13 protein-coding genes are annotated in these 12,804 nt (G+C 72.0%); 5 read left to right on the plus strand and 8 right to left on the minus strand.

Going from position 1 to position 12,804, the window contains the following annotated elements; translation table 11 throughout:
• Positions 1-25: 25 nt before the first annotated feature.
• From FLP10_RS02875 to FLP10_RS02885, 3 genes are all read right to left on the minus strand, one after another.
• The gene (locus FLP10_RS02875; protein ID WP_149159496.1) at positions 26-1,300 is read right to left on the minus strand and encodes an MFS transporter; all 1,275 of its coding nucleotides are present in this window, start codon (positions 1,298-1,300) and stop codon (positions 26-28) included.
• 78 nt (positions 1,301-1,378) lie between these two features.
• Positions 1,379-1,687, minus strand: a complete 309-nt coding sequence (locus tag FLP10_RS02880) for a thiamine-binding protein (RefSeq protein ID WP_149162052.1) — start codon at positions 1,685-1,687, stop codon at positions 1,379-1,381.
• Positions 1,687-2,949 (minus strand): hypothetical protein, encoded by a 1,263-nt coding sequence (locus FLP10_RS02885; RefSeq protein ID WP_246150151.1) that lies wholly within the window; start codon positions 2,947-2,949, stop codon positions 1,687-1,689. The genes FLP10_RS02880 and FLP10_RS02885 overlap by 1 nt, the downstream gene beginning before the upstream one ends.
• A 103-nt stretch (positions 2,950-3,052) precedes the next feature.
• Between FLP10_RS02885 and FLP10_RS02890 the strand changes: the two genes are divergently transcribed.
• The 3 genes from FLP10_RS02890 to FLP10_RS02900 all read left to right on the plus strand — a co-directional run bounded on the left by FLP10_RS02890 (position 3,053) and on the right by FLP10_RS02900 (position 5,605).
• Positions 3,053-3,886 carry an ABC transporter substrate-binding protein gene (locus FLP10_RS02890; protein ID WP_149159497.1) on the plus strand — a complete coding sequence of 278 codons (834 nt, stop codon included), beginning with the start codon at positions 3,053-3,055 and terminating at the stop codon, positions 3,884-3,886.
• 106 nt (positions 3,887-3,992) lie between these two features.
• A complete protein-coding gene (locus FLP10_RS02895; protein ID WP_149159498.1) occupies positions 3,993-4,859 on the plus strand; it encodes an amino acid ABC transporter permease in 867 nt (288 codons plus the stop codon).
• On the plus strand, positions 4,856-5,605 hold the full coding sequence (locus FLP10_RS02900; protein WP_168209081.1) for an amino acid ABC transporter ATP-binding protein: 750 nt from the start codon (positions 4,856-4,858) through the stop codon (positions 5,603-5,605). The genes FLP10_RS02895 and FLP10_RS02900 overlap by 4 nt, the downstream gene beginning before the upstream one ends.
• A 3-nt stretch (positions 5,606-5,608) precedes the next feature.
• Here the strand turns inward: FLP10_RS02900 and FLP10_RS02905 are convergent, their stop codons facing one another.
• Positions 5,609-6,463 carry an ADP-dependent NAD(P)H-hydrate dehydratase gene (locus FLP10_RS02905; RefSeq protein ID WP_149159499.1) on the minus strand — a complete coding sequence of 285 codons (855 nt, stop codon included), beginning with the start codon at positions 6,461-6,463 and terminating at the stop codon, positions 5,609-5,611.
• Between the two features lie 23 nt (positions 6,464-6,486).
• On the opposite strand from FLP10_RS02905, the gene FLP10_RS02910 reads away from it, so the two are divergent.
• Both FLP10_RS02910 and FLP10_RS02915 read left to right on the plus strand, forming a co-directional pair.
• Entirely contained in the window at positions 6,487-7,122 is a 636-nt protein-coding gene (locus tag FLP10_RS02910; protein ID WP_149159500.1) for an HAD family hydrolase, read from the plus strand.
• 62 nt (positions 7,123-7,184) lie between these two features.
• Entirely contained in the window at positions 7,185-8,270 is a 1,086-nt protein-coding gene (locus tag FLP10_RS02915; protein ID WP_149162055.1) for an NADH:flavin oxidoreductase/NADH oxidase, read from the plus strand.
• A gap of 12 nt (positions 8,271-8,282) precedes the next feature.
• On the opposite strand, the gene FLP10_RS02920 is transcribed toward FLP10_RS02915, so the two are convergent.
• The 4 genes from FLP10_RS02920 to guaB1 all read right to left on the minus strand — a co-directional run bounded on the left by FLP10_RS02920 (position 8,283) and on the right by guaB1 (position 12,744).
• Positions 8,283-8,717, minus strand: a complete 435-nt coding sequence (locus FLP10_RS02920) for a VOC family protein (protein ID WP_149159501.1) — start codon at positions 8,715-8,717, stop codon at positions 8,283-8,285.
• Positions 8,718-8,794: 77 nt separating this feature from the next.
• Entirely contained in the window at positions 8,795-9,832 is a 1,038-nt protein-coding gene (locus FLP10_RS02925; protein WP_149159502.1) for a hemolysin family protein, read from the minus strand.
• Positions 9,829-11,169, minus strand: a complete 1,341-nt coding sequence (locus FLP10_RS02930) for a hemolysin family protein (RefSeq protein ID WP_149159503.1) — start codon at positions 11,167-11,169, stop codon at positions 9,829-9,831. The genes FLP10_RS02925 and FLP10_RS02930 overlap by 4 nt, the downstream gene beginning before the upstream one ends.
• 135 nt (positions 11,170-11,304) lie before the next feature.
• The gene (gene guaB1 / locus FLP10_RS02935) at positions 11,305-12,744 is read right to left on the minus strand and encodes a GMP reductase (RefSeq protein WP_149159504.1); all 1,440 of its coding nucleotides are present in this window, start codon (positions 12,742-12,744) and stop codon (positions 11,305-11,307) included.
• Between the last annotated feature and the right edge of the window lie 60 nt (positions 12,745-12,804).

Consider the following 12,804-nt stretch of genomic DNA (forward strand, 5'->3'; position numbering starts at 1 on the left):
CCGTCATGTTCTCCGCGAGCCGCGGTCAGCCCTCGATGGCTGCGATCGCGCCCGTCGCATAGGGCACCTCCACGCCGCGACGACGACGCGACCGGTCGAGCGCGAAGCTCGCGACCGCGAGCACGATGCCCGCACCCGTGAGCCCGAGGCCGATCCAGACGGGGGCGACGTAGCCGAGCCCGGCCGCGATCGCGAGGCCACCGAGCGCGGCGCCGAGGCTGTTGCCGATGTTCAGCGCGGAGTGGTTGAGCGCGGCGGCGATCGACTGGCTGTCGCGCGCGACATCCATGAGGCGGGTCTGGATCGTCGGCGACAGCGCGGCCGACGCCGCGCCGACCAGGAACACGCCGGCGCCGAGCCCCACGACGTTCGTCGCCGTGAACCCGAGCAGCACGAGCGCGGCGGCCAGCAGCACGAAGAACAGGTACATCGAGCGTCGCACGCTCCAGTCGGCGAGCCGGCCTCCGATCAGGTTGCCGACCGTCATGCCGAGGCCGACGACGACGAGCACGATGGGCACCGCCGCGGCATCCAGCCCCGTGACCTCGGTCGCGAGGGGCGCCACGTAGGTGTACACCGCGAACAGGCCGCCGAACCCGATCGCGCCGATCGCGAGCGCGAACCAGACCTGCAGCCGGCTGAACGCGCGCAGTTCGCGCGCGATCGTCGCGTCGGGGTCGCCGGGCTGCCAGGGCACCGCGACGAGCACGGCGAGGAAGGTCGCGGCGAAGATGCCGGCGACCGCGAGGTACGCGATGCGCCAGTCGGTGACCTGGCCGAGCCAGGTGATCGCGGGCACGCCGATGACGTTCGCGATCGTGAGGCCCGACAGCACGAGGGCGACGCCCTGGCCGCGTTTGCCCGGCCCCATGAGGCTCGCGGCGACGAGCGAGGCGATGCCGAAGTAGGCGCCGTGCGGCAGTGCCGCGACGAACCGGGCGACGAGCACGAGCCCGAAGGAGGGCAGCAGCGCGGATGCCACGGTGCCGAGCGTGAACGCGGTGAGCAGTGCCAGCAGCAGCCGGCGGCGCGGCCAGCGGGCGGCGGCCGCAGCGATCGTGGGCGCGCCCACGACCACCCCGAGCGCGTACGCCGAGATCAGCCAGCCGGCCTGCGCGTTCGCGTCCTCGGGCGACGACGCGTAGAGGCCGGGAAGCAGGTCGGCGGCGATGTCGGGCAACAGGCCCATGGCGACGAACTCGGTCGAGCCGATGCCGAAGCCGCCGAGGGCGAGCGCGAGGAGCGCGAAACGGATGCGGGCCGGCGACAGCGTCGCCGGCCCGTCGTCGGGGTGAGTCACTTTATCGATTCTGCCACGGATCGAATCGATTCGAGAAGCCGGGTTCGAACGCGGGTCGATCGAATCCGACCGGTGAAGTCAGTCGATCGCGTCGATCGCGTGCTCGAGCCGGTCGATCTTGGCATCGAGCTCACCCGCGTACCCGGGCCGGATGTCGGCCTTCAGCACCAGCGATACGCGCGAGCCGTATTCACCCACCGCCTCGGTCGCGCGACGCACCACGTCGAACACCTCGTCCCACTCGCCTTCGACCTCGGTGAACATCGACGTCGTACGGTTCGGCAGGCCGGACTCGCGCACGATCTTCACCGCCGCGGCGACCGCGTCGTGCACCGAGCCATCCGATCGACCGGTGCCGCTCGGGGCGACCGAGAACGCGACCAGCATCATTCCTCCCCTGCCGAACGGGCGGCGCCGACCGGGCGGCCGACGCGCCGTTCCGGCGCGGATCCAGCCTGCCACACCGCGACGAGCGCCCACCCCAACAGCAGCGCCAGCAGGGCGACCTTCAGCGTGAGCACGAGCACGAGAGCCGGGTCGGCGATGAGCAACCAGCCGTAGAGGTACGGGTAGATGAGCTGGGTCGACAGCGCCACCCCCAGCCCGGCGAGCGCGGGCACGAGCACTCGCCGCCGTGCGAGCACGGCCTGCAGCACGATCGGCGCGATGAGCCAGGTGGCGAACTGCGGCGAACCGACCTTGTTCGCCAGGATGAGCACGATGACGACCGCGAGCGACAGCGGCGCGAGCAGTCGCCCGGCGGTCGCGCCGTGACGCACGGCGCGCACGCCCGCGAGCACGACGGCCGTCACTCCGACGACGAGCAGCGGGGTCGACCACCACGCCACCTCGGTCACCCCGGCCCCGGCGAGCTGATAGGTGAGGATGTCACGGTCGTAGTAGACCCGGTGCGATCGGTCGCCCGCGGCGATCATCCAGAGGAATGGCACGGCACCCGGCGCCTCGACCTGCAGCCCGCGCCCCGTCTGCTCGCCGACGAAACCGAGCGCGTTCAGCCCCGAACCGGCCAGCAGCGACACCCCGAGCACGCCGGCGCTGAGCGCGGCGGCGACGAGCGCGACCTCCGAGCGGCGGCGCGACGCCACCACGATCGCGCCGATCAGCGCGGCCGGCCACACCTTGATCCACGCGCCCACGGTCAACAGCGTCGCGGCGACCCGCGGACGGCCGAGCGCGAACAGCAGCCCGGCCACGGCGAACGGCACGGTGACCGCGTCGATGCGGCCGAGCGCGACCGGTCCGAGCAGCACGATGAACAGCATCCACCACCAGGCCGCGATGCGGCGTCCGCGGGCGAGCACGCCCCGCCCGAGCAACACCGCGAACGCGATCGCATCGAGACCCGTGACGATCACGAGCCACGCCTGCTCGTACCACTCGTGCCCGAGGGCGAGCGCGGCGGCCATCGGCGCGAACGCGAGGATCGGGTACACCCACGGCGCGTCGATGCCCATCCGCAGCACGCCGAGATCCGCCTCCTCGGCCCATACCCGGTACGTGACGAGGTCGCCGAGCGGCCAGCCCATGCCGTACAGGCCGAGCAGCGCCACCACGAGGTGGGCGACGGCGAAGCCGATCCAGAGCACGGCACGCCCACTCAGCGCGCGGCGCGCGGCCCCCACCGACATACGGTGAGCCTATCCGAGCGTCATCATCCGACACGTCCGCGAACGCGCGGCCCGTGTCGAGGCATCCTTGAATGACCCCGACCCCATCCATTCCGGAGGCATCATGTCCCGTCGACCGCTCCTCCTCTTCGCCGTCGCCGCCGCCGCCGCGACGACCCTCGCCTTCACGGGCTGCGCAGCGGGCGGCGGTGACACCGGCTCGGGCGGCGACTTCGTCACCGAGGGCAAGTTCACCGTCGGCACCGGCGAGCCCGCCTACTTCCCGTGGGTCATCGACGACACGCCCGAGTCCGGCGAGGGCTTCGAGTCGGCGGTCGCGTTCGCGGTCGCCGAGCAGCTCGGCTTCGCGAAAGACGACGTCGTCTGGGTGCGCACGACGTTCGACCAGGCGATCGCCCCCGGCCCGAAGGACTTCGACATCAACCTGCAGCAGTTCTCGATCACGCCCGAACGGGCCGAGGCGGTCGACTTCTCGTCGCCGTACTACGAGACCACGCAGGTCGTCATCACCGTCGAAGGCTCGCCCGCAGCCGGCGCGACGTCCATCGCCGACCTGAAGCCGCTGCTCGTCGGCGCCCAGACCGGCACCACCAGCCTCGACGCGATCGAGGAGTCCATCGCGCCCGACCAGGGCGCGCAGGTCTTCAACACGAATGACGACGCGAAGCTGGCGCTGCAGTCGGGCACGGTCGACGCCATCGTGGTCGACCTGCCGACCGCGTTCTACCTGACGGGCGCCGAGCTCGACGGCGGCCTCATCATCGGCCAGCTGCCGGCGACGGGTGCCGGCGACGAGTTCGGCCTGGTGCTCGCGAAAGACTCGCCGCTCACCGAGCGGGTCACCGCCGCGGTCGACGCGCTCCGCGAGGACGGCACGCTCGACGCGCTGGCCGAGCAGTGGCTGGGCGGGGACGACACGGCACCGGTGCTGCGGTGAGTTCGGGCGGTCCCGGCCGGGGCGGCACCGCTCCGGCCGGCGTCGCCGCCGCGACCCGCGGCGTGGCATCGGATGCTCCGCCGCGCGAGTGCGCGAACATGGGCGCGTGACCGCCCCCGCGACCATCCCGGCGACGGGCCCGAGCGACATCGAGCTCGCACGGCGCGCGTACCGGCGCCGGCAGACCGGGCGATCGGTGCTGGTCAGCGCGGCGAGCACGCTGGTGTTCGCCGTGGTCGTCATCGGGGTGGTGCTGCTCTCGCCCGGCTGGAGCCGCGTGCAGCAGACCTTCTTCGACTGGGACGTCGCGGTGGCCTCGTTCCCGCGCATCATCGCGGGGCTGTGGCTGAACCTCCAGGTGCTCGTGTTCTCCGCGATCGGCGTCGCCGTCGTCGGCCTGCTGCTTGCGACGCTGCGCACGCTGCGCGGGCCGGTGTTCTTCCCGCTGCGCGCGCTGGCGGCCGGCTACACCGACCTGTTCCGCGGGGTTCCGCTGATCATCATGCTGTACCTGATCGGCTTCGGCGTACCCGCACTCGACTTCTTCCCCCGAGTGCCCCTCGCGGTGTGGGGCACGGTGGCGATCGTCATCGTGTACTCCGCGTACGTGTCCGAGGTGCTGCGGGCCGGTTTCGAGGCGGTGCATCCGTCGCAGCGGCTCGCCGCACGCGCCCTCGGCCTCACGCACGGGCAGACCATGCGGCGCATCGTCGTGCCGCAGGGGCTGCGCAAGGTGACGCCGGCGCTCATGAACGACTTCGTCGCCATGCAGAAGGACGTCGGGCTCATCTCGGTGCTCGGCGCGGTCGACGCGGTGCGCGGAGCCCAGATCGAGGTCGCCCACTTCTTCAACTACACGCCCTACGTCGTGGCGGGCCTGCTGTTCGTACTGCTCGCGTGGCCGACGATCCGCGTGACCGATTGGCTGACCGCGCGCATGCGCGACCGCGAGCAGGTCGGGAGCCTCGTGTGATCGCCTCGACCGAGACGGTGCTCCACCTCACCGGCATCCGCAAGTCGTTCGGCGACTCCGAGGTGCTGCGCGGCATCGACCTCGAGGTCGCCGCCCACGAGGTCGTCGCCCTCATCGGCGCGTCGGGCTCGGGCAAGTCGACGCTGCTGCGCACCGTGAACCTGCTCGAGCGCATCGACGACGGCGTGATCCGGCTGCGCGGCGAAGACATCAGCGACCCACGCGTGAACGCCGACCGGGTGCGCGCCCGCATCGGCGCAGTGTTCCAGCACTACAACCTGTTCCCGCACCTGTCGGTGCTCGACAACGTGACGCTCGCGGCACGGCTGGTGCACCGGATGCCTCGCGCCGACGCCGAGCAGCGCGGGCGCGACCTGCTCGCCTCGATCGGGCTGGCCGATTTCGCCGGCGCGTATCCCGACCGGCTCTCGGGCGGGCAGCAGCAGCGGGTCGCGATCGTGCGCGCCATCATGACGGGGCCCGAGCTGCTGCTGCTCGACGAGGTGACCAGCGCACTCGACCCCGAGCTGGTCGGCGAGGTGCTCGCGCTCGTGCGGTCGCTCGCCGACGGCGGGACCACGATCCTGATGGCCACCCACGAGATGGCGTTCGCGCGCGACGTGGCCGACCGCGTCGTGTTCCTCGACGGCGGCCGGATCGCCGAGCAGGGGCCGGCGCACGAGGTCTTCACCACCCCGCGCGAGGCGCGCACGCGCGAGTTCCTCGCGCGCATGCTGCACGGCTGAGGTTCAGTGCCGGCGCGCCAGCCCGCCGATCACGGCGGGCACCGCCTCGGCGACGTCCATCGCGGTCACCGGGCCGCCCTCGACCGCCTCGCTCGCGCGCCGGCCTGCCTCGGCGTGCACCCACGCCGCGGTCGCGGCGATCTTCGCGAGCGCGGTGTGGTGGTGCGCGAACCGGGCGTGGTTCGTCGCGGCGAGCGCACCGAGGATGCCGCCGAGCACGTCGCCCGTGCCGGCGGTGGCGAGCCGGTGGGTCGCGGCGGTCACGGTGAACCGGTCGCCCTCGGGGTCGCAGATCCGGGTGACCGCGCCTTTCAGCAGCACCGCGGTGCCGAGTTCACGAGCCGCACGCACGGCCCACCCGGCGGGGTCGGCTCGCACCTCCTCGACCGAGGTGCGCAGGTCGCGCGAGGCGAGCAGGTTCGCCAGTTCGCGCGCGTGCGGTGTCACGATCGTGGGGCCGGTGTGGCTGCCGACGAGGTCGAGGGCTCCGGCGTCGAGCACGATCGGCACGCCCGAGGCGAGCGCGTGCTGCAGTTCGCCCGCGAGCACGAACGAGCGGCGCGTGGCATCCATGCCGCTGCCCAGCAGCCAGGCCTGCACCCGGCCGGCGACGCGCACCGTCTCAGGCCGGCGCAGCAGCACCGCTGCGGCGACCCGGCGCGGACCGATGTACCGCACCATGCCGGCGCCGGCACGCGATGCCGCTTCGACGCCGAGTACCGCCGCACCCGGGTAGTCGAGCGACCCGGTGATCACCCCGAGCACGCCCCGTGCGTACTTGTCGTCGTCGGGCCCCGGCTCGACGATCCACTCGGCCGCATCCGCGGCCGTCCATTCCCGCCAGCCGTTCGGCTCCATGCTCCAACGATAGGTTGGAAGGCATGCCCCGGCCACACCTCGCACCCATCTCGTTGAGCCCGCGCGTCGTCGTGTTCGATTACGGCGAGGTGATCTCGCGCGAACCTTCCGACGACGACCGCGCCGCGCTGGTCGAGCGCGCCGGCGCCGAGGCCGAGCCGTTCTGGTCGGCGTACTGGGCGCACCGCGAGGGCCTCGACCAGGGCACGCTGTCGATCGCCGACTACTGGTCGACGGTCGGTCGCGACCTCGGCCTCGAGTACTCGCCGATCGACGTGCACGAGCTGTGGTCGATCGACCACCGCAGTTGGCTCAGCGTCGACCCGGGCACGCTCGAGGTACTGCACGCCTTGCGCGCGGGCGGCACCCGGCTCGGCCTGCTCTCGAACGCCGGTGCCGACTTCGCCGGCTGGCTGCGATTCGGGTCGTTCGCACCGCTGTTCGACCGGGTCTTCATCAGCGGCGAGCTCGGCCTCGTCAAGCCCGGCCGCGAGATCTACGAGCACGTCATCGACGAGCTCGGCATCGAGGCATCCGACCTGGTCTTCATCGACAACAAGGCCGAGAACGTCGAGGGGGCGAAGGCCGTCGGCGGCGACGGCCACGTCTTCACCGACGCGGCCGGCCTCGAGGCCTGGCTTCGCGAGGTCGCCTCGTGAGCGCGCTCGCCCAGGCCAACGCGACGGATGCCTCGGCGCGCGCCGAGGCATCCGCGCCCGCGCTGTTCCGCCCGCTCGCGATCCGCGACCTCGAGATCCGCAACCGGGTCTGGGTGCCGCCGCTCTGCCAGTACTCGGTGACCGCGCGCGACGGCGTGCCGACCGACTGGCACCTCGTGCACCTCGGGTCGTTCGCCGCGGGCGGCGCGGGCCTCGTGATCGCCGAGGCGACGGCGGTGAACCCGGTCGGGCGCATCTCCGACCACGACACGGGCATCTGGAACGACGAGCAGGTCGCGGCGTGGCGGCGCATCACCCGGTTCATCCGGTCGCAGGGGGCTGCGTCGGGCATCCAGCTCGCGCACGCCGGGCGCAAGGCGTCGGTGTGGCCCGAGCCGATGCGCCGGCCCGGGTCGCAGCCGCTCGATGAGGGCGGCTGGCAGACGGTGTCCGCGTCGCCCACCGCGTTCGAGGGGTACCGCGAGCCCGTCGCACTCGACGAGGCGGGCATCCGCGCGGTGATCGAGGACTTCCGGCGGGCGGCGCGCCACGCCGTCGAGGCGCAGTTCGACCTGGTCGAGGTGCACGCCGCGCACGGCTATCTCGTGCACCAGTTCCTCTCGCCGCTGTCGAACCGCCGCGACGACGCGTGGGGCGGCGACCTCGGCGGGCGGGCACGGCTGCTGCTCGAGATCGTGCGCGCGGTGCGTGCCGAGATCGGCGAGCGGATGCCGCTGTTCGTGCGGTTCTCGGCGACCGACTGGGTCGACGGCGGCTGGGACGAAGCCCAGACGGCCACGGTCGCCCGGTGGGCTCACGAGGCCGGCGCCGATTTCTTCGACATCTCGACCGGCGGACTCGTCGCCGACGCGCGCATCACGACCGGCCCCGGGTACCAGGTGCCGCACGCCGAGCGGGTACGCGAGTCGGGTGGCGTGGCGGTCTCGGCAGTCGGCCGCATCACGTCGCCGGCGCACGCCGACGAACTCGTCGCCTCGGGCCGGGTCGACGCGGTGATGTTCGGCAAGGCGATGATGCGCGACCCGCACTTCGCGATGCGCGCCGCGCACGAGCTCGGCGCCGACACGTCGATGTGGCCGGCGCAGTACCTGCGCGCCCGGCCCCAGTACAACGACGGGGAGTGGTAGCCGACCGGAAGATCACCCCGTCCCGGCCGACGACGACCGCAGCTTCATCGCGAGTTCGCGCATCTGCGGCGAGACCTCGCCGAGCGCGATGATATTGCCCTCGCTGTCGCTGAACCACGCGGTGCGCTCCTCGCCGGTGTCGGCGACGCCGTCGACGGTCGTCACGCCGGGCAGGTCGTAGTCGTGGAACACGACGCCGTGGGTCCGCAGTGCGGTCATGTCGCGGTCGAGGTCGTCGGTCATGAGGTTGAGCGCGGTGTTCTGCGCGGTGCCGGCGTAGTCGGTGCGGTACACGAGGACGACGGTGCCGCCGATGTCGTAGAAGGCGATCTCGCCCTCGTCCTCCGACCACACGGGGTCGCGGCCGAGCACGTCGTGCCACCACTTCTTCGCGCGATCGAGGTCGGCCGCGGGAAGCACCGCCATCGCCATGAGCTTCTCGAACATGATGATTCCTCGCTTCTTGGGTCGGCGGGAGTCTACGCCCGAGCCGTTCACGGGATTCGCAGCGGCGGACGGACGGCTCACCCGCGCCGTGTCGCGTCCTGCACCTCGCCGACGAGCTCCTCGATGATGTCCTCCAGGAAGATCACCCCGGTCGTCTCACCGGCTTCGTCGAACGCCCGCGCGACGTGCGTGCCGAGCCGGCGCAGCGTCGCGAGCGCGTCCTCGAGATCGGTGCCGTCGAAGATCGAGACCAGCCGCCGCACCCGCTTGGCCGGGATCGGATCGTCGAACTCGTCGTCGTCGAGATCGATCACGTCCTTCAGGTGCACGTAGCCGTGCGGCTCGCCGTCGGCGTCGAGCAGCACGTACCGGCTGAAGCCGTGCCGCGCGACCGCCCGTTCGACATCGGCCGGCGTCGCATCGGGCGGCAAGCTGATGAGCCCCGACGCCGGCACCGCGACATCCCGCACGCACTTCGAGGTGAACTCGAACGCGGCCGTGAGCGTACCGCTCGCGTCCTCGAGCACGCCCTCGCGACGCGACTGGTCGACGATGGTCTGCACCTCCTCGAGGGTGAACGTCGAGTTGGCCTCGCTCTTCGGCTCGACCCGGAACAGCCGCAGCACGCCGTTCGCGGTCGCGTTCAGCGCCACGATCACCGGTCGGAACACGCGGGCGAGGAACACCAGCGGCGGCGCGAGCAGCAGCACCGCCCGGTCGGGCACCGAGAACGAGAGGTTCTTGGGCACCATCTCGCCGAACACGACGTGCAGGTACGAGACCAGCACGAGGGTGATGACGAACGCGATCGTGCCGACCGCCTCCTCCGACCAGCCGGTGAGGTGCAGCGGCGCCTCGAGCAGGTGGTGGATCGCCGGCTCGGACACGTTCAGGATGAGCAGCGAGCAGATCGTGATGCCGAGCTGGCTCATCGCGAGCATGAGCGTCGCGTGCTCCATCGCCCACAACGCGGTCTTGGCACTGCGCCGACCCTGCTCGGCGAGCGGCTCGATCTGACTGCGGCGCGCCGAGATCACCGCGAACTCGGCGCCCACGAAGAACGCGTTGCCGATCAGCAGCACGACGAGCCACGCGAGGCCTGCCCAGTCGCTCATCGCCGGCCCTCCTCGTGCACGTCGTCGACGCGGTCGGCGACCGGCTCGGCGGTGGGCTCGAACCGCAGGCGGTCGATCCGCCGGCCGTCGAGCCGCTGCACGCGCAGCGTGCCCTGCTCGATCGAGACCTCGTCGCCGACCGCCGGCAGCGCGCCCAGCTCGGCCATCACGAAGCCGGCGACGGTCTCGTAGTCGCCGTTCTCGGGCACCCGGATGCCGGTGCGTTCGAGCAGCTCGTCGGGTCGCAGGATGCCGGGGAAGCTCACGACGTCGCCGTGGCGCACGATGCCGGCCCGCGTGCGGTCGTGCTCGTCGGCGACCTCGCCGACGAGCTCTTCGACCAAGTCCTCGAGGGTCGCGACGCCGGCCGTGCCGCCGTACTCGTCGACGACGACCGCCATCTGGAACCCGCGGCCGCGCAGTTCGCCGAGCAGGGTGTCGAGCTTCATCGTCTCGGGCACGCGCAGCGCCTCGGACTGCAGCGCCGAGGTCGGCACGTCGCCGCGCCGTTCGCGCGGCACCGCGACCGCCTGCTTCACGTGCACGATGCCGACGACGTCGTCGAGGTTCTCGTCGTAGACCGGGAACCGCGAGTACCCCGTCTTCCTGGCGAGCTCGAGCACCGCGCCCGCCGGCTCCTGCCGCTGCAGCGCGGCGAGCCGCGGGCGGGGCGTCATCACGTCGCCCGCGTCGTGCTCGCTGAACCGGAGGGTGCGCCCGAGCAGCGTCGCCGTGTCCTCTTCGAGCAGGCCGGCACTGGCCGAGCGGCGCACGAGCGAGGAGAGTTCCTCGGCGCTGCGGGCACCTGACAGCTCCTCCTTCGGCTCGATGCCGAACGCGCGCAGGATCCCGTTCGCGCTGCCGTTCAGCACGGCGACCGCGGGGCGGAACACCCACGAGAACGCGGTCTGGAAGGGCATGACCGCCTTGGCGGTGGCCAGCGGAAGCGCGAGGGCGAAATTCTTCGGCACCAGCTCGCCGAGCACCATCGACAACAGCGTCGCGACCACCACCGCGGTGGTCGCACCGATGGGGCGCACGAGGGCGTCGGGTACGCCGGCGGCGGAGAGCGACGGCGCCAGCAACGACGAGATCGCCGGCTCCATCGTGTAGCCGGTGAGCAGGGTCGTGAGCGTGATGCCCAGCTGCGCGCTCGAGAGATGGGTCGAGGTGATCTTCAGCGCGGCGATGGTCATGCCGAGACGGGTCTCGCCGCGGTCGCGACGGGCCTCGAGGTCAGCACGATCGAGGTTCACCAGCGCGAACTCGCTGGCGACGAACAAGCCCGTGCCGATGGTCAGCAGGAGGCCGATGACGAGCAGGATCCACTCAGACATCCGCACCTCCCCGATCGGTCACGGGCGAGGGTCTGTGGGAGGCCGGATTCGCAGAGGGAGGATCGTCCATGGTCGGCTCAGTATATCGACGCAGCCCGGGCGATTCCCGCCCTCAGCGGCGCGGGATCGGGGCCTTCACCAGCTCACCGGCAGCGCCTTGCCCTCCTCGTATCCGGCGGCCGACTGGACGCCGACGAGCGCCCGCTCGCGGAACTCGGCGAGGGTGCGCGCGCCCGCATACGTGAACGAGCTGCGCACGCCCGAGGTGATCATGTCGAGCAGGTCCTCGATCGACGGGCGCAGCGGGTCGAGGTAGATCGACGACGACGAGATCCCCTCGGCGAACAGCTCGCGGCGAGCGAGCTCGTAGGCGCTCAGTCGGTCGAACCGCTCGCGCACTGCCTTGGTCGAGGCCATGCCCCAGCTCTCCTTGAACAGACGGCCGGATGCATCGGAGCGCAGTGTCCCCGGAGCCTCGATGGTGCCCGCGAACCAGGACCCGATCATGACCGCGTCGGCGCCGGCCGCCAGCGCGAGCGCCACGTCACGGGGATACCGCACGCCGCCGTCGGCCCAGACCCTGGCACCGAGCTCGCGCGCGGTGTCGGCGGTCTCGAGCACGGCCGAGAACTGCGGCCGGCCGACCGCCGTCATCATGCGCGTCGTGCACATCGCACCCGGCCCGACGCCGACCTTGAGGATGTCGGCGCCCGCTTCGACGAGGTCGCGCACGCCGTCGGCGGTGACGATGTTGCCCGCCGCGATCGGCAGGCCGAGGTCGAGGTCGGCGACCGCCGCGATCGCCCGGAGCATGCCGTCCTGGTGGCCGTGCGCGGTGTCGATCACGAGCAGGTCGACGCCCGCCTCGGCGAGCGCGCGCGCCTTCGCCGCCGGGTCGCCGTTGATGCCGATCGCTGCGGCGACCCGCAGCCGCCCTTGCGCATCGACGTTCGGCTCGTACACGGTGCCGCGCAGGGCGCTGCGCCGGCTCAGCGTGCCGACCACCCGGCCGTGCTCGAGCACGGGGGCGAACTCGAGGCCCGCGTCGGCCATGAGATCGAACGCACGGCGGGGGGATGCCACATCCTCGGCGTCGATCGAGGGCATCGCCGAGTGCACGAGGTCGCCGAGCCGCGCGTCGGGCAGCGCGGTCGCCAGGCGCTCGGCCACGATGCATCCCACGTACTCGCCCGCCTCATCGCGCAGCACGATGCCGTGCCCGGCGACGGGCGGCAGAGCGACGAGCGCGTCGGCTGCGGTGGCGTCGGGCGAGAACTCGAAAGGCGTGTCGAACCGGGGCGACTGCGCCTTGACCCAGCGGATCGCGTCGGCGAGGTCCTGCAGGTGCAGGTCTTGAGGCAGCACGCCGATGCCGCCGCGTCGGGCGAGCGAGGCGGCCAGTCGCGGACCGGTGACCGAGTTCATATTCGCCGACACGATCGGGATGCTCGCACCCGACCCGTCGCTCGTAGCGAGCGAGACGTCGAGGCGGCTCGTCACGGCCGATCGGCTCGGCACCAGGAACACGTCGGAGTAGGTGAGGTCGTGCGACGGGGAGGTGCGATAGAACTCCATGGCTCAACGCTACCCGTGGCCCGCTCTCGACGGCCCCGGCAGCACGGTCGGCATGTCCCC

This window comes from Agromyces intestinalis (assembly GCF_008365295.1).
GTDB lineage: Bacteria > Actinomycetota > Actinomycetes > Actinomycetales > Microbacteriaceae > Agromyces > Agromyces intestinalis.

Bases quoted from the DNA above. Each gene is read 5' to 3' on its own strand.
- FLP10_RS02880 (WP_149162052.1), bottom strand. From the start codon at position 1,687: ATGCTGGTCGCGTTCTCGGTCGCCCCGAGCGGCACCGGTCGATCGGAT.
- FLP10_RS02885 (WP_246150151.1), bottom strand. From the start codon at position 2,949: ATGTCGGTGGGGGCCGCGCGCCGCGCGCTGAGTGGGCGTGCCGTGCTC.
- FLP10_RS02890 (WP_149159497.1), top strand. From the start codon at position 3,053: ATGTCCCGTCGACCGCTCCTCCTCTTCGCCGTCGCCGCCGCCGCCGCG.
- FLP10_RS02905 (WP_149159499.1), bottom strand. From the start codon at position 6,463: ATGGAGCCGAACGGCTGGCGGGAATGGACGGCCGCGGATGCGGCCGAG.
- FLP10_RS02910 (WP_149159500.1), top strand. From the start codon at position 6,487: ATGCCCCGGCCACACCTCGCACCCATCTCGTTGAGCCCGCGCGTCGTC.
- FLP10_RS02920 (WP_149159501.1), bottom strand. From the start codon at position 8,717: ATGTTCGAGAAGCTCATGGCGATGGCGGTGCTTCCCGCGGCCGACCTC.
- FLP10_RS02925 (WP_149159502.1), bottom strand. From the start codon at position 9,832: ATGAGCGACTGGGCAGGCCTCGCGTGGCTCGTCGTGCTGCTGATCGGC.
- FLP10_RS02930 (WP_149159503.1), bottom strand. From the start codon at position 11,169: ATGTCTGAGTGGATCCTGCTCGTCATCGGCCTCCTGCTGACCATCGGC.
- guaB1 (WP_149159504.1), bottom strand. From the start codon at position 12,744: ATGGAGTTCTATCGCACCTCCCCGTCGCACGACCTCACCTACTCCGAC.